The organism is Mycobacterium zoologicum, assembly GCF_020181635.2.
Taxonomy (GTDB): Bacteria; Actinomycetota; Actinomycetes; order Mycobacteriales; family Mycobacteriaceae; genus Mycobacterium; species Mycobacterium zoologicum.
In genome coordinates, this window is the sequence record NZ_JAYJJS010000006.1 from 130,449 (window position 1) to 149,961 (window position 19,513).

Annotated in this window: 21 protein-coding genes; 10 read left to right on the top strand and 11 right to left on the bottom strand. The window is 68.0% G+C overall.

Annotated features, from left to right (window positions below; translation table 11 throughout):
• Positions 1 to 63: 63 nt before the first annotated feature.
• The 6 genes from K6T84_RS07455 to K6T84_RS07480 all read right to left on the bottom strand — a co-directional run bounded on the left by K6T84_RS07455 (position 64) and on the right by K6T84_RS07480 (position 5,149).
• Positions 64 to 3,165 (bottom strand): DEAD/DEAH box helicase, encoded by a 3,102-nt coding sequence (locus K6T84_RS07455; RefSeq protein ID WP_225401367.1) that lies wholly within the window; start codon positions 3,163 to 3,165, stop codon positions 64 to 66.
• Positions 3,166 to 3,299: 134 nt separating this feature from the next.
• Positions 3,300 to 3,629 (bottom strand): DUF5615 family PIN-like protein, encoded by a 330-nt coding sequence (locus tag K6T84_RS07460; RefSeq protein ID WP_224864425.1) that lies wholly within the window; start codon positions 3,627 to 3,629, stop codon positions 3,300 to 3,302.
• Between the two features lie 3 nt (positions 3,630 to 3,632).
• Positions 3,633 to 3,857, bottom strand: coding sequence for a DUF433 domain-containing protein (locus K6T84_RS07465; RefSeq protein WP_225401366.1), 225 nt, complete (start codon positions 3,855 to 3,857; stop codon positions 3,633 to 3,635).
• Between the two features lie 115 nt (positions 3,858 to 3,972).
• Entirely contained in the window at positions 3,973 to 4,116 is a 144-nt protein-coding gene (locus tag K6T84_RS07470; RefSeq protein ID WP_225401365.1) for a hypothetical protein, read from the bottom strand.
• Between the two features lie 87 nt (positions 4,117 to 4,203).
• A complete protein-coding gene (locus K6T84_RS07475) occupies positions 4,204 to 4,422 on the bottom strand; it encodes a hypothetical protein (RefSeq protein ID WP_225401364.1) in 219 nt (72 codons plus the stop codon).
• A 259-nt stretch (positions 4,423 to 4,681) separates the two neighbouring features.
• Positions 4,682 to 5,149: a hypothetical protein gene (locus K6T84_RS07480; protein ID WP_225401363.1), complete on the bottom strand. Its 468-nt coding sequence runs from the start codon at positions 5,147 to 5,149 to the stop codon at positions 4,682 to 4,684.
• Between the two features lie 99 nt (positions 5,150 to 5,248).
• Between K6T84_RS07480 and K6T84_RS07485 the strand changes: the two genes are divergently transcribed.
• From K6T84_RS07485 to K6T84_RS07505, 5 genes are all read left to right on the top strand, one after another.
• Positions 5,249 to 6,034 (top strand): chymotrypsin family serine protease, encoded by a 786-nt coding sequence (locus K6T84_RS07485; RefSeq protein ID WP_225401362.1) that lies wholly within the window; start codon positions 5,249 to 5,251, stop codon positions 6,032 to 6,034.
• 124 nt (positions 6,035 to 6,158) lie between these two features.
• Entirely contained in the window at positions 6,159 to 6,434 is a 276-nt protein-coding gene (locus tag K6T84_RS07490; RefSeq protein ID WP_224864420.1) for a sigma factor-like helix-turn-helix DNA-binding protein, read from the top strand.
• Positions 6,431 to 7,966, top strand: coding sequence for a carotenoid oxygenase family protein (locus tag K6T84_RS07495; RefSeq protein WP_225401361.1), 1,536 nt, complete (start codon positions 6,431 to 6,433; stop codon positions 7,964 to 7,966). Before K6T84_RS07490 ends, K6T84_RS07495 begins: the two co-directional genes overlap by 4 nt.
• 64 nt (positions 7,967 to 8,030) lie before the next feature.
• The gene (locus K6T84_RS07500; protein ID WP_255613083.1) at positions 8,031 to 8,522 is read left to right on the top strand and encodes a sigma-70 family RNA polymerase sigma factor; all 492 of its coding nucleotides are present in this window, start codon (positions 8,031 to 8,033) and stop codon (positions 8,520 to 8,522) included.
• Complete coding sequence (locus K6T84_RS07505) at positions 8,519 to 9,190, top strand: anti-sigma factor family protein (RefSeq protein ID WP_225401359.1); 672 nt, start codon at positions 8,519 to 8,521, stop codon at positions 9,188 to 9,190. Before K6T84_RS07500 ends, K6T84_RS07505 begins: the two co-directional genes overlap by 4 nt.
• Position 9,191: 1 nt before the next feature.
• Here K6T84_RS07505 and K6T84_RS07510 read toward each other — a convergent pair whose 3' ends face one another.
• The 3 genes from K6T84_RS07510 to K6T84_RS07520 are packed head-to-tail and all read right to left on the bottom strand — an operon-like array spanning position 9,192 to position 11,764.
• Positions 9,192 to 10,208, bottom strand: coding sequence for an NAD(P)/FAD-dependent oxidoreductase (locus tag K6T84_RS07510; protein ID WP_225401358.1), 1,017 nt, complete (start codon positions 10,206 to 10,208; stop codon positions 9,192 to 9,194).
• Positions 10,205 to 10,705, bottom strand: coding sequence for an isoprenylcysteine carboxyl methyltransferase family protein (locus K6T84_RS07515; RefSeq protein ID WP_225401357.1), 501 nt, complete (start codon positions 10,703 to 10,705; stop codon positions 10,205 to 10,207). Before K6T84_RS07515 ends, K6T84_RS07510 begins: the two co-directional genes overlap by 4 nt.
• 3 nt (positions 10,706 to 10,708) lie before the next feature.
• Positions 10,709 to 11,764, bottom strand: a complete 1,056-nt coding sequence (locus K6T84_RS07520) for a type III polyketide synthase (protein ID WP_225401356.1) — start codon at positions 11,762 to 11,764, stop codon at positions 10,709 to 10,711.
• A 147-nt stretch (positions 11,765 to 11,911) separates the two neighbouring features.
• Here K6T84_RS07520 and K6T84_RS07525 point away from each other — a divergent pair, with 147 nt between their 5' ends.
• The 4 genes from K6T84_RS07525 (at position 11,912) to K6T84_RS07540 (ending at position 16,232) form a co-directional block, all read left to right on the top strand.
• Positions 11,912 to 14,122: an MMPL family transporter gene (locus K6T84_RS07525; protein ID WP_225401355.1), complete on the top strand. Its 2,211-nt coding sequence runs from the start codon at positions 11,912 to 11,914 to the stop codon at positions 14,120 to 14,122.
• Positions 14,123 to 14,207: 85 nt separating this feature from the next.
• Complete coding sequence (locus tag K6T84_RS07530) at positions 14,208 to 14,735, top strand: hypothetical protein (protein WP_225401354.1); 528 nt, start codon at positions 14,208 to 14,210, stop codon at positions 14,733 to 14,735.
• On the top strand, positions 14,732 to 15,373 hold the full coding sequence (locus tag K6T84_RS07535; RefSeq protein WP_225401353.1) for an RES family NAD+ phosphorylase: 642 nt from the start codon (positions 14,732 to 14,734) through the stop codon (positions 15,371 to 15,373). The genes K6T84_RS07530 and K6T84_RS07535 overlap by 4 nt, the downstream gene beginning before the upstream one ends.
• 10 nt (positions 15,374 to 15,383) lie before the next feature.
• The gene (locus K6T84_RS07540; protein WP_225401352.1) at positions 15,384 to 16,232 is read left to right on the top strand and encodes a class I SAM-dependent methyltransferase; all 849 of its coding nucleotides are present in this window, start codon (positions 15,384 to 15,386) and stop codon (positions 16,230 to 16,232) included.
• A gap of 3 nt (positions 16,233 to 16,235) precedes the next feature.
• Here the strand turns inward: K6T84_RS07540 and K6T84_RS07545 are convergent, their stop codons facing one another.
• Complete coding sequence (locus K6T84_RS07545; protein WP_225401351.1) at positions 16,236 to 17,672, bottom strand: protein adenylyltransferase SelO; 1,437 nt, start codon at positions 17,670 to 17,672, stop codon at positions 16,236 to 16,238.
• A 293-nt stretch (positions 17,673 to 17,965) separates the two neighbouring features.
• Here K6T84_RS07545 and K6T84_RS07550 point away from each other — a divergent pair, with 293 nt between their 5' ends.
• Positions 17,966 to 18,763: an acyl-CoA thioesterase gene (locus K6T84_RS07550; protein ID WP_225401350.1), complete on the top strand. Its 798-nt coding sequence runs from the start codon at positions 17,966 to 17,968 to the stop codon at positions 18,761 to 18,763.
• Here the strand turns inward: K6T84_RS07550 and K6T84_RS07555 are convergent, their stop codons facing one another.
• On the bottom strand, positions 18,764 to 19,501 hold the full coding sequence (locus tag K6T84_RS07555; RefSeq protein WP_225401349.1) for a hypothetical protein: 738 nt from the start codon (positions 19,499 to 19,501) through the stop codon (positions 18,764 to 18,766).
• Between the last annotated feature and the right edge of the window lie 12 nt (positions 19,502 to 19,513).

The following is a 19,513-nucleotide window of genomic DNA, read 5'->3' on the forward strand; positions in this document are numbered from 1 at the left end:
TCTGAAACTGTCAGAATTTCACATAGCGGCGGGCGTCCGCGGCCAAGCAGCGAGGCACGCCACTTACGCCACCGCCACACTCGACGCCTGAAATACCTCAGCCGGCATCGGCTGGTGCAGCTTCCAGGTGATCGCCATCGGTTTCTCTCCCTCGTGTGAGACGTAGTCGGCCGGGCCGAGGAACACATACGGCGACGCACCCAGCGCCGTGGTCTTGGCGGCACGAACGAATAGCAGGATGTGCGAGCCGTTTTCGCGATGGTGAATGTAGCGCTGCCCAGTCGGGGATGCCGCCGATGTGGTCGATTGCGACTCCCAGTGAAACAGCCGGTCGCTGAGTGCAAAGTCGCGGTACATGGTGGTCGGCGAGTAGTCGGTCTCGGATTTCTTCAGCGTGATAAAGAACGCATCGGTGTTGAGTTCCGGGCGCCACACGACACCCTCGCGCATGGTGCTCGGGGTGCGGTTCTGGGCTGCGTAGTCCAGGGCGGCCAGGATCTCCTCGCGCGAGTACGTGGCATGCACCTGCAGCGGGACATCAGCCAGCGACGGCACCAGGCCACCAAGCGAGTAGGTGCTGCGCCGGGCGGTATCGAAGGCGATATCGAGGACCTGGCGCATCTCATCGACCACCGGTTCGCCAGCCAAAGCGACGAGCCCCGCTGCGACATCAGGGAGTCCGCCGCCGTTGGGGAACAGCGAGTAAAACAACATCGCCGCCAGCCGCCGCTCGGCGGGACTACTCAGATCGACAGTGCCGTCGAGGATGGCCCGGTACGTCTCCCACCGTAGCCGGTCATCGGCGTGCGCCAGGGCACGGACGCGTTTGACCAGATCGGTTTCACGCGGGCCGGACTCGGACGTCAGTTTGCCGGCTTCACGGCACAGCGTCGTCCAGGACCGGTTGTTCTTCACGATGTCGGGCAGCTCGCGACCGTAGGCGTCGAGATAACCGGCCAAACGGTCGTCGGGATGGGCCCGCACCTCGGACACTAACGCCGCCCAACGCGGTGCAACTTGCTGTTTGATGTTGTCCAGCACCAATTTTTGCGCGACGCGGTCGAGCACGATCTGGCTGCCCGACGGCAGAAACGGAAATCCCTGCTCCACCTGATGCTGCAGCGCCTTGCCGCCCGCTCCAGTCAAGGCCCGGAACCGTTGGTCGAAGCGGAACTCGCGGCGCTGATGCCCGACGAAGTCCAATGCGGTGAGCACGGTCTTGCCGTGGGTGAGTCGGAGTCCGCGACCCAACTGTTGCAGGAAGACGGTGGCGCTTTCGGTGGGGCGCAGAAACAGCACGGTGTCGACCTCGGGGATGTCGAGGCCCTCGTTGAACAGGTCGACGGCGAAGATGACGTTGATGTCGCGGTTGCGCAGGCCGGCCAGGGCGGCGCGGCGCTCATCGGCGGGTGTGTCCCCCGAGACCGCCAGGGCGGGGATGCCAGCGTCGTTGAAGCACGCAGCCATGTACCGGGCGTGGTCGACGCTAACGCAGAACCCCAAGGCGCGCATGGTCGCAACGTCGCCGACCTTGTCGCGCAGTTGTTTGAGCACGATGCGGGTACGGGCGTCGTTTCCGGTGTAGACGCTGCTCAGCGCGGCCAGATCGTAGCCGCCGCGTTTCCACTGCACCGCTTCCAGGTCGGTGCCGTCGTGGATACCGAAGTAGTGAAATGGGCACAGCAGGTTTTGTTCCAGGGCTTCCCACAGGCGCAGTTCCGCGGCGATGCGACCGTCGAAGAAGGCGCGCACGTCGACACCGTCGGCGCGTTCCGGGGTGGCGGTGAGCCCCAACAGCTCGATCGGCTGGACATGGTCAAGCAGCCGGCGATAGGACGTGGCCTCGGCGTGGTGGAATTCGTCGACCACGACGATGTCGAAGTGGTCGGGGGCGATGTCGGCCAGCCGGTTCGCCGACAGCGATTGAATGCTGGCGAATACGTGGCGCCACTTCGTCGGTTGCTGGCCATCAACGAGGAGTTCGCCGAAGGTGGCGTCGGTGAGGACCTCCCGGTACATGCGCTGGGCTTGGCCGAGGATTTCCTTGCGGTGTGCGACGAACAGCAGCGTGAGATCGCTGCCATGGATGTCGCGGACCAGCCGGCGGTAGTCCAGGGCGGCCATGACGGTCTTACCGGTGCCGGTCGCGGCGACGATCAGGTTACGGTGCCGATCATGCAAGGTGCGTTCGGCGTCGAGTTGTTCCAGCATTTCGGCTTGAAACGGCTTGGGACGCACCTCCAGCCCGGACAGGGTGACGGCCAGCGGGTCACGTTTGCCAGCCCCGGAAGCCGTTTGTAGCGCTTGACGCAGCCGGTCACCGTCTTGATCGGGTCGGTAGGGCTCGAAATCGCGGTTCTCCCAGTAGGAGTCGAAGGTATCCCGGAATTTCTTCAGCAGGTGCGGAGTGCCGATCGCCGAGAGCCGCACGTTCCACTCCAGTCCATCGACCAGAGCGGCGTGCGACAGATTACTGGAGCCGACGTAGGCGGTGTGAAAGCCGGTGTTGCGGCGCAGCAGCCACGCCTTGGCGTGCAGGCGGGTGAGGGTGGTGTCGTAGTTGACCCGAACCTCGGCGCCGAACTCGTTCACCAGCGCGTCCAGCGCGCGAGCGTCGGTGGCGCCGAGGTAGGTGGTGGTGATGACGCGCAGCGGAATTCCCCGCTCGCGTAGCTCGGTGAGCTCGCGTTCCAGCAGCCGCAGCCCCTGCCATTTGACGAACGCGCACAGCAGATCGACCCGGTCGGCGCTGGCGAGCTCGGCGCGCAGCTCGGCGGCCAGGGTGGGCTCGCCACGGCCGTTGGTCATCAGTGCGGCGTCGGAGAACGGGGTTGCCGGGCGCGGAAGTCTGGTGGCGCTCAGCGCTGTTGCACGGCGCACCTCGTCGAGGCGGGTGACTTTGCCGGGCTCGTTCGAGTGCAGAGCCGCACCGTCGGTGTGGGTGTCGGGCAGCATGTTGAGGATGCGGTGTGCCAGGGCAACACGGTCCTCGACGGTGCGGGCTGAGCGCAGCGACCGCTCAATGATCGGCGCCAGGTAGCGGGCGATGGTCAGCGCCTGCTCGGCGTCGTCGACGGTGCCGAAATCCGGGAGCAAGTCGGTGTGGCGGGCGAGCTGGGCGGTCAGCTGTTCGGTGAGCAGGGATTCGTAGACGCCGGTGTCCATGGGGCGGAGATTAGCGGATGGGGCCGACGCTGCAATCGGTCACCAACGCTGGGCGCCATGCCCCGTTTTCGGTGCCATCTGGTCTGGCATGTCGCCGAATTTGGCATACGTGCCGGACAAGCCACCACCGCGGCTCAGCGCAGTTCGATCAGCCGATTCCCGGCAGCCGCCAGCTCGACGATGCGATCAATCAAAGGCTGGAACCATCGGAGCAGTTCTTGGCGCCGGGTGTTGCCGACCCGGACCCACACGATGACTGGTGAAGCGTCACTTAACGTGAGCATGTCGTAGAAATCCTCGTCCTTTGTGACAAGGGCGGCATCATGGTCGAGCGCAAAATCCCAGAGGGCTCGATCTGTTGCGCCGCCCAACCCGATGTCGTAAACGTGCTCGGCGGTGTGACCGTGCTCGGTCAGCATGCGCGCCAGGGCCGGCGGCAGCTGTGCGTCGATCAGGAACCGCACCGGCTATGACGTGGTCAGGATCGTATGGTCGGCTTGCACTGCTGCATACCGCAGGCACGCCTTGACATCTTCGGCGGTCACATAGGGATAGTCCGCCACAATCTCCTGCTCGGACGCCCCGGCCGCGAGTAACGCCAGTACGTCGGCGACGCGCATGCGAGTCCCACGAATCACCGGACGGCCGTGGGCAATCTCCGGGTCGATGGTGATGCGCTCAAACGCTGCCATGGACCCAGGGTACTGCGGGTCGATCCCGTATGGCCTTTGCTGAGTAGACGAGATCCGACTCGTGCGGCGGCGCCCCGGCCCTGGCCTCACCGCCGGAGGGATCTGCGTTGCAGGCCTATACGCCCGCGAGCAGCGGATGAGCCTGGTGGTGCGCGGCGAGGTGGACGATGCGCCAGAAGTCGCCATCGACCGAGCGTTCCGGCTCCGGCATCGCGATCCCGGACAGATGTAGCGAGCCTCGCTCGGCCGCGAGGGCCACGACAGTGGACGATTCACCAGCAACGTTGATGTGCGCTTGCTCGACCTTGGCGGCGAAGTCGCGGGCGCGCTGACCGGGAGTCTCTAGCTACGGCGCGCCTTCGGCGTCGAACCGAGCCGCCTCGAGGATGCCGGTCCAGCGGCTGGCGAGCGCGAGGGAGAGCACCGAGAGCGGGCCCGTGCATTCCTGGCCGGTCGTCGGAGGTTCGTGCTTGCGAGGCAGCTTCGAGCGCCCGTAGACGTCGGCCCAACCACACCAGGAACAAACGCAGAAACCACCGCCCGCACCTTCGGAGATGACGGCCATCGTGGCGCGCTTACCGGCTCGAGCAGCAACCTCAACTCCCGATGGCGCCCTCAGCACCTGGGTGTTGATCTCATCACCGGCGTCGACGACGTAACTGGCCCCGAACCACCGCCGCTCCGGCGGTGCAGTACCGACATCGCGAACCTTGGAATCGGCGACGAAGCCGAACTCCGGGATGACGTATTTGCGGATCGTCCCGAATCCTTCACCGCAGCCCGGGCACGGCTCCCCGGAATCGAGTACCCGCCCTCAGGCTGCCTCACGCCGCCCGACGCAACACCCCGTCCGCCTTCCCCTCCGGCGCCGCATGCCCATGCTCCCCCGGCGCCCACCCGACCCACGTCAGGTACAGCCCCAGCACCGCGAACACGGCGTAGACAATCCGGAACACCCAGATGGAACCCATGGTGTCGGCGGGCAGCGACAGCAGCGCCGTCGGGAACGCCACCAGCGACGCACCCTTCACCGCGGTCAGCCAGCCGAGCGCGGAGATGCTGAACGCGGCGATCCCGCGCCAGTACGGGTGCAAGGCTACGACCACCAGGCCGGCGATCAACGTGAACGCCCCGATCGACCACGTCACCAAGGAATCCGCGGCCCACGAAGAGGCCTGCGGCCACAGTTTCGGGGCCTGTATCGCGGCCGTCGCCATCATGATGGCCAGAAATGGCCCGATCACCCGGGCGAACAGCCGGGTGGTGTGCGCGGATCGAGTTGAGGTACCCATGATGTACAACCTCCTCAGAGCGTTTCCCCTGAGCGCCATTGTCCTCCGAAATCCCCCGGCAGGCCCGGCAACACGGGCCCGCTCAGTACAGTCAGTTCCGTGCCGCCGAAGCCCTCGCGCAAGACCCTGGCGGGCCGAATCAGCGTCGTGGTCGTGTTCACCGCGATCCTGGGCAGCGCGATCTGGGTCAACCACACCCATCCGCTGCGCCACCCCATCCCCACCCCGACCGCCCACACCCTGGGCCCCGGAATCGGCATCAACGTCACCCCGGCCGACGGCTCGGACAACATCGCCTGCACCGCGGGTTTTCTGGTGCGCACCAAGGACGGACAGCCTGGGCTGCTCACCGCCGGGCACTGCAACACCGGCGGCGGGCCCGGCCAGGTGGCCGTGCACCACGGCGGGCTCTACAAGTACCCGGTGGTGGGCACCTTCACCGAAAGCGTCAACGACGGCTCGGGCTGGAACGACTTCGACATCGGGCTGATCACCCTCGATCACCCGGGCAAGATCGCGCTGACGTCCGAGGTCGACGGGCACAAGGTGGTCGGCCTGGCCGAGCACATAAGCGTCGGAGAGACCCTGTGCCATTACGGGATTCGCAGCGGCGGAGCGATGTGCGGGCCGGTGGTCGCGGCCGAGGAGAACAAGGTCCGCTTCACCACCACCGGCATCTGCGGGGACTCGGGCGGGCCCACCTACCGGGTACTGCCCGACGGCACCGCCGAAGCCGTCGGGATCTTCATCGCGGTGTCCAACGGCGACTACTCCGAGCCGAAATGCGATGGCCCCCACAAATACTCCGTCGCGCAATTGATCAAGCCGTGGCTCGCCGCGTGGGAGCTGACGTTGGTCACCACCGCACCCGACGCCGCGAATTAGCGACGCCGTCAAACATTGCCTCGGGCCCTGGCATAGCCTGCCCACCCGCGCCACACTGGAAACACCCTCGACGGAAGTGAACCGAACGCCCCGCTGCGTCGTGTCACATCCGGGAGGCTGGTCTATGGATTTCGACGACGCCGGCAACAGGTGGATGATCGACCGCGGTCAGGCCGCGGCCGCCATGCGTCACGACTCCGCCCGCATCCTGGTCAACGACGCCCTGGCGCAACTGTCCCCCGACAACCAGGTACTACTGCGCCGCGCCTACCACCACGGCTGGACCACCGGGCAGATCGCCGCCGAGCAGGGCATCGCCGAAGCCAGCGTGAAGGCCCAGCTGCACTACGCGCTGCGCACCTTCCAGCAGACCCTGCGAGACATGGGACTGGCGCCATGACCGCCTCCCGCCACGAGTACGCCCTGTGGGACGCCGCCTACGTGCTGGGGTCGCTGTCAGCCTCCGACCACCGCGAGTTCGAGGCGCACCTGAGCGGGTGCCCGTCCTGCCGCGACGCTGTGGACGACCTGTCCGGGCTGCCGGCCCTGCTGTCGCTGCTGGATCACGATGACGCCACCGCGTATCAACCGCAGCCGGCTGCTCCGGTGATCCAGCCTCCCGAGACGGTCTTTCCGATCTTCCGCACCGCCAACTACGCCCCGGTCCCCGACGAGCTCACCGCATTCGATCTGCCCGTCGAGGGACACATCCCGGCGGAGCTGAACGGCTGGTACCTGCGCAACGGGCCCAATCCCCGTGCCGCGGGCGGACATTGGTGCACCGGCGACGGGATGGTCCACGGCGTCCGGCTGGAGAACGGCCGGGCGGCCTGGTACCGCAACCGCTGGGTGCGCACCGAGAGCTTCGAGCGTCCGCTGGAGCTGTTCAACGCCGACGGCAGCCGCAATCTGCACGCCAGTGTGGCCAACACCCATGTGATCCGCCACGCCGGCAAGACCCTGGCGTTGATGGAATCGTCACTGCCGTATGAGATCACCACCGACCTGACGACGTTGGGCGCTTATGACTTCGCCGGGAAGCTCGCCGATTCCATGTCCGCGCACCCCAAGATCTGCCCGCTCACCGGTGAGCTGCATTTCTTCGGCCTCGGCGGCATCCTCGATCCGCACGTCAACTACTACCGCGCGACCGCCGACGGGGAGCTGATCATCCGCCGGCCCGTCGACGTGCCCGGGATGACGCTGATGCACGACTTCGCCCTGACCGCAGAACATGTCGTATTCCTGGATCTGCCACTGGTGTTCGACCTGGAGGTCGCGCTCACCGGACACTACGACCGCGACTTGCCGTTCCGCTGGGACGACGGCTACGGCGCCCGGCTGGGGGTGCTGCGCCGCGACGACCCGTACGGCCCGGTGCGCTGGTTCGATGTCGACCCCTGCTACGTTTTCCACGTCGCCAACGCCTTCGACACACCGGACGCGATCGTGCTGCAGGTGGTCCGCTATCCGGAGATGTGGCGGCACAACAGTGATTTCGAGACCGATGCCGCCCTGTGGTGCTGGACGATCAACCTCGTCACCGGCACCGTCGAGCAGACCCAGCTCGACGACCGTCACATCGAGTTCCCCCGTGTCGATGACCGGTTGATCGGCGCCGACGCCCGCTACGCCGTCACCGTCACCGGTGACGGCCTGCTCCGCTACGACCTGGCCCGCGCCACCGCCGAGGTGCACCGGTTCGGCGTCAACGGATTGTCCGGCACCCCCGGTGAGGCGGTGTTCGCCCCGGCGCCGGGGCAGGCCGACGAATCGGCCGGCTGGTATCTGACCTACGTCTACGACCCGGTGCGCGACGGCAGTGACCTGGTGATCATCGACGCCGCAGACTTCGACACGAAACCGGTTGCCCGGATAAGACTTCCGCAACGCGTCCCGCACGGATTCCACGGGAACTGGATGCCCGACTGATGTCAGGAAGGAGGTGATCGGCGTGCCCCGAATCGGTATCCCCCCGGATCATGAAGCCGCGCTGATGCAAACGCTCTACGACGAGCACGCCGCCATGCTGTGGCGTTACGCGCTGCGCCTGACCGGCGACCGCAGCCGCGCCGAAGACGTGGTGCAGGAGACGCTGCTGCGGGCCTGGCAGCACCCGGAGGTCACCGGCGACACCGAGCGTTCACCGCGGGCCTGGCTGTGCACGGTCGCGCGCAACATGATCATCGACGAGCGGCGCAGTGCCCGATTCCGCAACGTCGTCAGCTCATTCGACGAGACCACCGCGCCCGAGCAGCCCACCCGCGACGAGGTGGACACCGCGCTGGACCGGATGCTGATCGCCGAGGCGATGACCCAACTGTCCACGGAGCACCGGGCCGTGATCGAACGGGCCTACTACCGTGGCTGGACCACCGGCCAGATCGCCGAAGACCTCGGAATCGCCGAGGGAACGGTGAAATCTCGCCTGCACTACGCGGTGCGGGCACTGCGCCTGGCTTTGCAGGAGATGGGGGTGACACGATGAGCACGCCGATCGACGACGGCCACCGCTACGCGATGTGGGACGCCGCCTACGTGTTGGGTTCGCTGTCGGCGGCCGACCGCCGCGAATACGAGGAGCACCTGACCGGCTGCCCGGACTGCCGGGCCGCGGTCGCCGAGATCAGCGGCGTGCCCGCCCTGCTCTCGCAGCTCGATCGGGACACCGTGACGGCCGAGATGCCGAGCCTGTCGCCGGAGTTGCTGCCGTCGCTGCTGAGCAGCGTGCGGCGACGACGCCGCCGTACCCGGCTGGTGACCTGGGCGGCCGGCGCTGCCGCTGCTGCCGTGTTGGGCATCGGCGTGCTGGTCGGTGTCGGCGCCAATTCGCCCGCACCGCAGCCCGAAGCGCTGCCGATGACACAGGTGGGCACCACCGCGCTGGCCTCGACCGTGACCGTCAACAGTGAATCCTGGGGCAGTGTCATCGACTTGAGCTGCGTGTGCCTGGCTCCGGTGAACGCCCACCACGACACGCTGGCGCTGGTGGTGATCGGCCGTGACGGCAGCAAGACCCGGCTGGCGACCTGGGTTGCCGAGCCGGGTCACACCGCGACACCGGCCGGCAGCATCTCGACGCCGACCGATCAGATCGTTGCGGTGCAAGTGGTTTCGGCCGACGACGGCAATGTGCTGCTGGAGCGCACGCTCTGATTCAGTGCGCCAGCAGATGCACCGCGCGGCCGAACACCCCGGGCGCCAGCGCGCAGGCCGGCACCACGGCCCGCCGGGTCAGCTGCGGTGCGCCGGCCAGCACCAGTACCCGGGTGAGCAGCCGATAGCGGCGGGTGATCCGCGGCCAGGCCCGCTCGTAGGCGGCCGGGTTCCCGGCGGTGATCGCGGCGACGGCGGCGGACGCCTGCCGCACGGCCAGGCTGACGCCCTCGCCGGTCAAGGCGTCCTCATAGCCCGCGGCGTCTCCGACCAACAGCACCCGTCCGTCGACCCGGCGCGAAACCACCCGGCGCATCGGGCCGCAGCCGCGAGCCGGCCCGCGTCGCGCACCGGCGACGCGGGCCGACAACTCGGGAAACCAGGCCAGGTCGGGGCGGTGTTGCGACAGGATCGCCACGCCCACCAGGTCCGGTTCGACCGGTGTCACATAGGCCTCACCCCACCGCGACCAGTACACCTCGACGAACTCCGACCAGGCCGGAACCCGGTAGTGCCAGCGCACCCCATAACGCCGGGGAGTGCCGGCGACGCAGCCGATCCCGACGGCGCGGCGCACCGTGGAGTGCAGTCCGTCGGCGGCGATCAGCCACCTCGCCCGCACCCCGGCCGCCGTCACCCCGTCGTCGCCCTGCTCAATAGTGCTGACCCGCTTGGTGATCCATCGCACGTCGTGGTGTTTGGCCTGATCGGCCAGGGCGGCGTGCAGGGTGGTGCGGCGCACCCCGCGTCCGGGCCCGTCGCGAAACGCCGCCTCGACCCGGTGCCGCCCGTCGAGGTAGGCGATGCCGCGCAGCGGCGCACCCGCCGGGTCCACCCCCAGCGACGCCAATGCGGCCAGCCCGCCGGGCATCAGTCCCTCACCGCAGGCCTTGTCGATCGGGGTGTCCCGCGGTTCGGCGACGATCACCGAAAGCCCCTGCTGGCGTGCGTATAACGCGGCGGCAAGCCCGGCCGGCCCGCCACCGACGATCAGCAGGTCGGCGTCGACGCCGCTCACCGGTACCCCAGGGCGGTGTTCTCCACCCGGATCCGCACGCGCAGCACCGCGGCGTTGGCGAGGGTGAACCCGATCGCGGTCAGCCAGGCGGTGTGCACCATCGGCAGCGCGAAGCCCTCGACCACCACGGCTACATAGTTGGGATGGTGCAGCCACCGATACGGCCCGCCGCGCACCAGCGGCTCCTGTGGCAACACGATCACCCGCGTGTTCCACCGTCGGCCCAATGTCGCGATGCACCACCAGCGCAGCCCCTGGCTCAACAACGTCACGGTGAGCATCGGCCAGCCCAGCACCGGAATGAAGGGCCGGTCCAGCAGCGCCACCCCGACAACACAGTTGAACAGCAGGGCGGCGTGGATGCCGACCATCACCGGATAGTGACTGTGCCCGAACTCCCTGCCGCCGTTGGCGAATGCCCATGCCGCGTTGCGGTTGGCCAGCGCCATCTCGGCCAGGCGTTCGAGGCCGACGGCCGCAACCAGCAGGTAGTACATTGCTCACCACTCGAGGAGCACGAGCTCGGAGCAGAAACCCGGGCCCATCGCGATCATGAGTCCCGCCGACCCCGGCGACGGCGGATCAGCCAGCGTGCTGCGCAGCACGTCGAGTACCGACACCGACGACAGATTCCCGTTCTGCCGCAACGATGTTCTGGTCCGATCCAGCGCCGTCGCGGGCAGGTCCAGCGTGCCTTCGACCGCCTCGATGACTTTCGGGCCTCCCGGGTGACAGACCCACGCCGATATGTCGCCGGCGGACAGCCCGTGATCGGCCAGGAACTCGCCGACATCGTCGGCCAGATACTTCTCGACGACGGTGGCGACCTCGACGGACAGCTTGATCCGGAAGCCGCTGCTGCCGATGTCCCAACCCATCACGTCCTCGGTGTCGGGATAGAACCGGCTGCGGGTCGCCAGCACCCGGGGGCCGGTGGACGAGGATCGGTCGGCGCCGGTGGCGATGACCGCGCCGGCGCCGTCTCCGAAGAGGCTGGCCGCAACGAAGTTCGCCACCGAATGATCGTCGCGCTGAATGGTCAGCGAACACAGCTCGACGGCGATCAGGGCCGCGACCTGATCGGGGAAGGCCCGCAGATAGTCGTGCATTCGTGCCACCCCGGCAGCACCGGCGACGCAGCCCAGACCGAACAGCGGGACGCGTTTGACGTCCGCGCGCAGCCCGAGGCGATTCGCCAGGCGCGCTTCCACAGTCGGTACGGCAAGCCCGGTGACCGTCGTCGAGAACACGATGTCGACGTCGGCCGCGGTCAAACCGGCTTGGTCCAGGGCGGACCGCAGAGCGCGTTCACTCAAGTCCAGGGCGACGTCGAGGTAGGCGTCGTTGGCCTCGGTGAAGCCACTGAGCGTGGGGTAGCGCGAAAGCGGCAGTGCCAGTTGGCGGGTGGCGACGCCGCTGTTGGCGGCGAACCGCGCAAACTCCGGTCCGGCGAAGTCGGACAACGAGGCCATGACCTCGTCTTGACTGTGGCGGTGGGGCGGGAATTCCACGGCCACGGAGGCCACGGAGGGAAGGTTGGGCGTGATGGTGTCCATATCGTGGTCACGCAGCCACCGGTGCCACGGTTCAAGGCTTCGGGTACTGGTCGCGCAATTGAACTGCACGGGCAGGCGATTCGTACCATGATCATCGGAGGTGCCGGAGGCACCTCTCGTCGACCATTGCAGCGGAAGGCGGCTGGCGTGCTGCACCGGATCGCTCTGCTGGCACTGGGTGTTCCGCGACGCATCCTCATTCCCGCCGCCCTGCTGATGGTGGCAGCCGCGGTCTTCGGCATCCCGGTGGCCGACAAACTGTCCGCCGGCGGCTTCCAGGACCCCGCCTCGGAGTCCGCCCAAGCCACCTGGCTGTTGACCAACGAATACGGGCAGAGCGACCAGCAACTGCTGATCATGGTGAGCTCACCCGGTGGCGTCACTGCCGAACCGGCTCGCTCGGTCGGCAGGTCGATCGCGGCGCAGCTGCAGCGCTCGCCGCTGGTCTTCAACGTCACCTCGCCCTGGATGGGGCCGCCGGAGGCGGGTGCCGGGCTGATCAGCACCGACGGGACCTCCGGGGTGATCGTCGCCAATCTAATGGGCGGCGAGAACGACGCGCAGAAACACGCCCGCACCCTGGCCGATGCGTTGGCCCACGACCAGGACGGGGTCAGTGTCCGGGCCGGCGGTGGCGCGATGGTCTACGCCCAGATCAATCGCCAGAATCAGCACGACCTGCTGCTGATGGAGTCGATCGCGATCCCGCTGAGTTTCGTGGTGCTGGTGTGGGTGTTCGGCGGCCTGCTGGCCGCGGCGCTGCCGGTCGCACTGGGCGGCCTGGCGATCGTGGGGTCGATGGCGGTGTTGCGGTTGCTCACGCTGTTCACCGACGTCTCCATCTTCGCGCTCAACCTCAGCACCGCGTTGGGCCTGGCGCTGGCGATCGACTACACGCTGCTGATCATCAACCGCTACCGCGACGAGCTGGCCGAGGGCATCGCCCCCGACCGGGCGCTGATCACGACCATGACCACCGCCGGGCGCACCGTGCTGTTCTCGGCGTGCACGGTCGCGTTGTCGATGGCGGCCATGGCACTGTTCCCGATGTACTTCCTCAAGTCGTTCGCCTACGCGGGGGTGGCGACGGTGACGTTCGTCGCGGCCGCGGCGATCGTGGTGACGCCGGCGGCCATCGCGCTGCTGGGGCCCCGCCTCGACGCGTTGGACGTGCGCCGGCCCGCCCGTCGGCTGCTGGGCCTGCCCGCGCCCACCCGCCGCCCCATTCAGCTCGGATTCTGGTACCGGTCAACGCAATTGGTGATCCGTCACGCATTGCCGATCGGACTGGCGGTGGTAGCCGCACTGGTGTTCGTCGGGCTGCCGTTCTTCAGTGTGAAATGGGGCTTCCCCGACGATCGGGTGCTGCCGAGATCGGCGACCGCGCACCAGGTCGGCGACGCCCTGCGCCAAGACTTCGCCGCCGACTCCGCCCAGGCGGTGCCGATCGTGCTGCCCGACATCCGCGAAGTGCACGTCGACGAGCTGAACCGCTACGCCGCCGACCTGTCCCGGGTCGCCGATGTGGCATCGGTGTCCTCGCCGATGGGCACCTTCGTCGCCGGCGCCCGGGTCGGCCCGCCCTCGGCGGCCACCGGCATCAACGAAGACAGCGCGTTCATGACGGTCGCCAGCACCGCACCGCTGTTCTCGCAGCGCTCCGAAACCCAGCTCGACAACCTGCACCGGGTGCCCGGGCCCGGCGGCGGGCCGGTCCAGCTGGCGGGTTTGGCGCAGATCAATCGGGACAGTGTGCAGGCCATCACCGACCGGCTGCCGGCGGTGCTGGGACTGATCGCGGCCATCACGTTCGTACTGCTGTTCCTGCTCACCGGCAGCGTGGTGATGCCGGCCAAGGCGCTGATCCTCAATGTGCTGTCGCTGTCCGCCGCGTTCGGCGCGCTGGTCTGGATCTTTCAGGACGGCCATCTCGGTGCGCTCGGGACGACGCCCACCGGGACGCTGGTCGCCAACATGCCGGTGTTGTTGTTCTGCCTGTCCTTCGGGCTGTCGATGGACTACGAGGTGTTCCTGGTGTCCCGGATCCGGGAGTACTGGCTCGCCTCGGCGGGCACCCGCGCCGCCAACGATCAGAGCGTCTCGTTGGGCGTGGCCCGCACCGCGCGGGTGATCACCGCTGCGGCACTGGTGATGTCGATCTCGTTCGCGGCGCTGATCGCCGCGCAGGTGTCGTTCATGCGGATGCTCGGCCTCGGTATGACGCTGGCGGTGCTGGCCGATGCCACGCTGGTCCGGATGGTGCTGGTGCCGGCGTTCATGCACCTGATGGGCCAGTGGAATTGGTGGGCGCCGGCACCGCTGGCGCGGCTGGCACGGCGGTTCGAAATCCGTGATTGACGTACTTGACGCACGCTGCTTGACGACGTTGACAGTGGATGGTTGACTTGGCGGCAAGCACTGCGAGTCGCGGAGGCACACCACCATGACAGACCTCGCATCATTCGAGCGCCACGTCATCCGCCTGGTGAACCAGAAGATCCACGCCCGCCTGCAGACAGCCGCCGAAGCGCAGCTGACCCCGGAGGCATTCGGCGACCCGGAGCGCATCGCGGACGCCATGGTGGCGGCACTGCCGTTGGGCCATGCTTTCGACGAGATATCGGGGCCGTTCTACGACACCGCAGGCTTGACCCGATGGCTGGGGATCACCCGCCAGGCCCTGCACCAGAAGGTGGCTCGGCACGCGATTCTGGCCTGCCCTCTCGACGACGGCGGCACCGTCTACCCGGCGTGGCAATTCCTCGCTCATGGCGCGACCATCCCGGCGCTGGCCGACGTGCTCAAGGCGCTGGCAGAAGGTACCGATGACGGTTGGATGATTGCGCTGTGGATGCAGGCGCCCAGCGAACACCTCGACGATGCGCGCCCGAGCCAATGGTTGCGTGACGGCGGCGATCCGCAGCGGGTACTGACCGTGGCACGTCGGACGGCAACGGGTTGGGCGGCGTGAGCGGCTCCCGCCAGCGCCCCGCCCTCGGTCTGCCGCCGTCCGACCTCTCACGGTTCCCGCGGTCGCGACTGCTGCCCAGTACACCGCTGCACCGCGCCCACACCGAAGGACGATCACCGTGGTGGTTCTCCTCAGACGGCACGGGGCGCTTCGACTTGCTGCCGCCCGACGGAACCTGTTATCTGGCAACCGACCTCGCCACGGCACTGCGGGAACGGTTCGGTCACGACCTGGTCCGCCAGGGCCTCGTCACATTCCAGGCGGCTGCTCGAACCCGGGTCTCGACGCTGCGAATCCCCTCCGCGCGCTGGCTGGCGAACACCTGCTCGCCGTCTGCGGCGCACCTCGGCATGACCCGAGAGATCGGAACCTGCCCGTCCTACGACCTCCCGCAGACGTGGGCCGCGGCTCTCTCCGTCACCGGCAAGCATTCGGGTATCCGCTACCAATCACGGTTCAGCACCGGTCCGTCACCCGATGCGGTAGCACTGTTCGGCGCTGCGGGACCCCATGATTGGGCTGCCGACCCACACCCGATTCACGGTGTCGAGGCCTGCGCGCAGGCCGGCATCACGGTCGTTCATCGACCCGTCCGCCGTCAGGTGCGTATCGTGCAGCCTCCGACGGATCAGCCCTAAGCTGACGGTCATGGCGAACGAGGAACAGCAGCAGGCCTGGGCGGCGCAGGGCATCGACTGGGTGGACAACGCGGCCGTCTTCGAGGCGGTGCTGGCGCCGTTCGCCGACGCGGTGCTGCAGGCCGCCGACATCGGCTCCGGAGATCGGGTGCTCGACATCGGTTGTGGTTCAGGGACTCTGTTGCATCAGGCGGCAGCACTGGGGGCGATCCCGTTCGGAGTCGACATCTCCGATCCGATGGTGGCCGAGGCACGCCGCCGGGTGCCGGAGGCCACGGTGTCGCTCGGTGACGCCCAGACCCTCGCCTTGCGGCCCGCCACCGGGGAGCCCTTCGACCGGATAATCTCGCGGTTCGGGGTGATGTTCTTCGACGACCCGGTGGCCGCGTTCGCCAACATCCGCGACGCGGCTGCGCCGGGAGCCCGGCTGGCGTTCGTGTGCTGGCGAGAAGGCGACAACCCGATGTTCACCGCCGGTGTCGATGTTCTGGCCGCTCGGCTCGAAACACCACCCGCTGCACCAGATCCCGAGGCACCCGGGCCGCTGGCCTTCGGCAATGCCGAACGGGTGCGGGCCATCCTGGACGGCGCCGGCTGGCGTGACGTCGACGTGGCGGCCTTCGACGGGATCTGCGACTTCGGCATCGACGGCAGCGACGGCGTCGAGGAACGTTTGGGCCTGATCCTGTCCAACTCCACCGGACGTCAGGCCCGCGCCGAGCTGCCGGACCGCCTCGGCGCCGAAGGTTGGGCCGCTGTCGTCGAGGAGCTGCGCGACGAGCTGCGCCGGCACCGGGTCGACGGGGCGGTGAAGTTCCCGGGCCGCACCTGGGTGGTGACCGCGGTCAATCCGGGGTGAGAATTACGTCCCGCAGAACGTACGGTACGCCCCGAACTCCGGCGGCGACGGCAACGCAAAGTCGGCCAGGCCGTCACGCTCGTCGTACGGCGCAGCGAGCACGGCCAGCAGTTTTTCCACCGGCGTGAGGTCGCCGCGCATGGCCGCGGTCAGCGCCTGCTCCACCAGGTGATTGCGCGGAATGTAGACCGGATTGACCCGGTCCATCGCCTCGGCGTCGGGACCCATGCCACGCCAGCGGGCCAGCCAATCACCGAAGACGTTGTGCGCCAACATCCCTTCAGTGTCCCCCTGGGCGGCCTTGCTCAGCGCCCGGAAGAACGAGGTGTAGTCGACGGCGTTGTCTTTGAGCAGCATCAGCGCCTGATCGATCAACGCGGCGGCCTCCAGGCTGCGGGTCAGCCCGAACTTGGCCAGCATGCCGTCGGACCAGTAGCCGTGGTAGCGCGGCATGAAGCCTTCCAGGATCTCCACCGCCACCGACAGCGCCTTGTCCTCGTCGTCGGAGAACAACGGCAGCAGCGTCTCGGCGAACCGGGACAGGTTCCACTGCATGACCAGCGGCTGATTGCCGTAGGCGTAGCGGCCCGCGTGGTCGATCGAGCTGAACACCGTCGCCGGGTCGTAGGCCTCCATGAACGCGCACGGCCCGTAGTCGATGGTCTCACCGGAGATCGTGGTGTTGTCGGTGTTCATCACCCCATGGATGAACCCGACCAACATCCAGCGCGCCACCAGCGACGCCTGAGCCTCGACCACCGCGGCAAACAGTGCGATGTAACGGTTTTCGGCCTCGGCGGCCTGCGGGTGGTGGCGGTCGATGGCGTGATCGGCCAGCCGGCGCAGCAGCGTGAGGTCGCCGGTGGCGCGAGCCTGCTGGGCGACCAACTGGAAGCTGCCCACCCGCAGGTGGCTGGCGGCCACCCGGGCCAGAACCGCCCCGGGCAGCACCGTCTCCCGCTGCACGTCGCGCCCGGTGGCGGTGACCGCCAGGGCGCGGGTGGTGGGGATGCCCAGGGCGTACATGGCCTCGCTGATCACGTACTCGCGCAGCATCGGGCCGATCACCGCCAGGCCGTCGCCGCCGCGGGCGAACGAAGTGCGCCCCGAACCCTTCAGGCTCAGGTCGTATCGGCTGTGGCCGTCGGTGAGCTCGCCGAGCAGCAAGGCCCGGCCATCACCGAGCACGGGAACGTAGTTGCCGAACTGGTGTCCGGCGTAGGCCTGCGCGACCGGGGTCGCACCGTCGGGCACCGCCGTTCCGGTCAGTAGTCCGATGCCCTCGGGGCTTTTCAGCCACTGCGGGTCTAGGCCCAGCTGGGTGGCGAGCGGCTCGTTGAGTATCAGCAGCCGCGGGTTCGGGGGGGCTTCGGCCTGCGCGCGCACCGCCAACTCGGGGAACTCGCGGGCGAAGTCGGCGGTCAGGTCCGGTAGTGGCACCTGACCAGCCTACGGACTGCGAGGCATAGGCCTGATATTACGTGCGCAAACCAGTTCCCACACGCGTCACTCCCGCACCGAGTCAGCTGCCATGTGTGAGTCCAAAAAACGATAGCGCTGGCGATATCAGGCCTCCCCGGTGGTGCAGGTCCGGGTGCCCGAGCGGACCCGCGATAGATTGCGGGAGATCGCCAAGGCGCGCGGCATGAGCGTGTCGAAGCTGTCCCGCAAGGTGCTCGACGAGTTCGTCGAAGACCAGAACACGGCCTGACCCATTCCGAAAAGGATCGCCCATGCACCCCTTCGACCGCGCCATGTGCCTGGATCACCTCGACGCCGAACTGGCCCGCGGTGCCACCGAACCGGCGTGGGCCAACATGGTCGGTCCGTTCGGCGGGATCACCGCGGCGGTGCTGCTGCGCGCCGTCGAAACCCACCCGGACCGCATCGGGGAGCCGCTGGCTCTGACGGTCAACTACGCCGCACCGATCGCCGACGGCGAGTTCGACGTCGTCGTGCGGGCCGCGCGCACCAACCGCAGCAACCAGCACTGGATTCTGGAGCTGCGCCAGGGCGACGAGGTCAAGACCACCGCCACCGCGGTTTTCGGCCGCCACCGCGACACCTGGGCGGACACCGAAGCCCGGGCGCCGAAAGTCCCGGCGCCCGAAGATGTTTCCCGGGGAGGGTTGCCGGACCTCATCGGGTGGGCCAAACGCTACGACATGCGTTTCACCGAGGGTCCGGTTCCCGACGACGGTGTGCTCAGCGACTCCTCGACCACCACCTTGTGGGTGCGCGACGTCGAGCAGCGTCCGCTGGACTTCGCCGGGCTGGCCGCGGTCTCCGACATCTTCTATCCGCGGGTGTTCCTGCGCCGTGGCGGTTTCATCCCGGCGGGCACCATCTCGCTGACCACCTACTTCCATGCGGATCAGTCCCGAGTCGACGCCGTGGGAGGCGATTTTGTGCTGGGCAGCGCGCACGCCAACGCGTTCTCCCGCGGCTACTTCGACCAGAGTGCGCACCTGTGGTCCCGCGACGGCTCGCTGCTGACCAGCACGCATCAGTTGGTCTACTTCAAGGACTGATCACCCGCGGGCGATGTCGAATTCACCGGTGAGCAGCTTGGCCACCGACGCCGACTTCCACTGCGCACCGGTCGCGGTGCGCTGCCCCGCCGAGTTCAGCACCCGCGCGGTGGCGGCCTGAGTGACCCCGCAGCCGTGCACCAACCAGCCGGCGTAGTGCTTGACCAGTCGCTTGCGCTGGGTCCACGGCACCGTGGGCGGCGGCAGCGTCGGCGGCATCGAGGGCTCCGACTCCTCAGCGCGATCCGTCGGGCGCCTGATCGCCGGCGCAGGGGTCTTGCCCAGCGCCAGCGCGATCTCCCGGCTCAGGCTCGTGGCGCCCGCGAACGCCAGCGCCGCGTGGTCGAGATCGTCGACGGCCTGCACCTCCGTGCGTAGCGCCTGGTCGATCAGGCTGCTTCCGCCGTGGGTGGGCACCCGGTACAGCTGCCGGTAAAGCACCAGGGTCAGGCCGTGGCGCTGCAGCACCAGGGACAGCCGTCGCAGATGCTGCTCACGGACGATGTCCGGGCCGGGATACGGCACCCATATGTCGGCCCGGCGGGTGATGGCCCGGGCCAGTGCGGCGACGATGGCCCCGACCTCAGTGAGGTCGTCTTCGCGGGCCACGGCCCCCTCGTCGAACCCCAACGCATCGACGATCGTGTAGCCCTGCTTGGCAGCTTCTGAGTCCAGGCGGTCCCGGCGTTCCACCGTCTCCTGGTCCCCGAGCAGGATGATCGGGGTGTAGTGCGGCATGGATACCTCCCG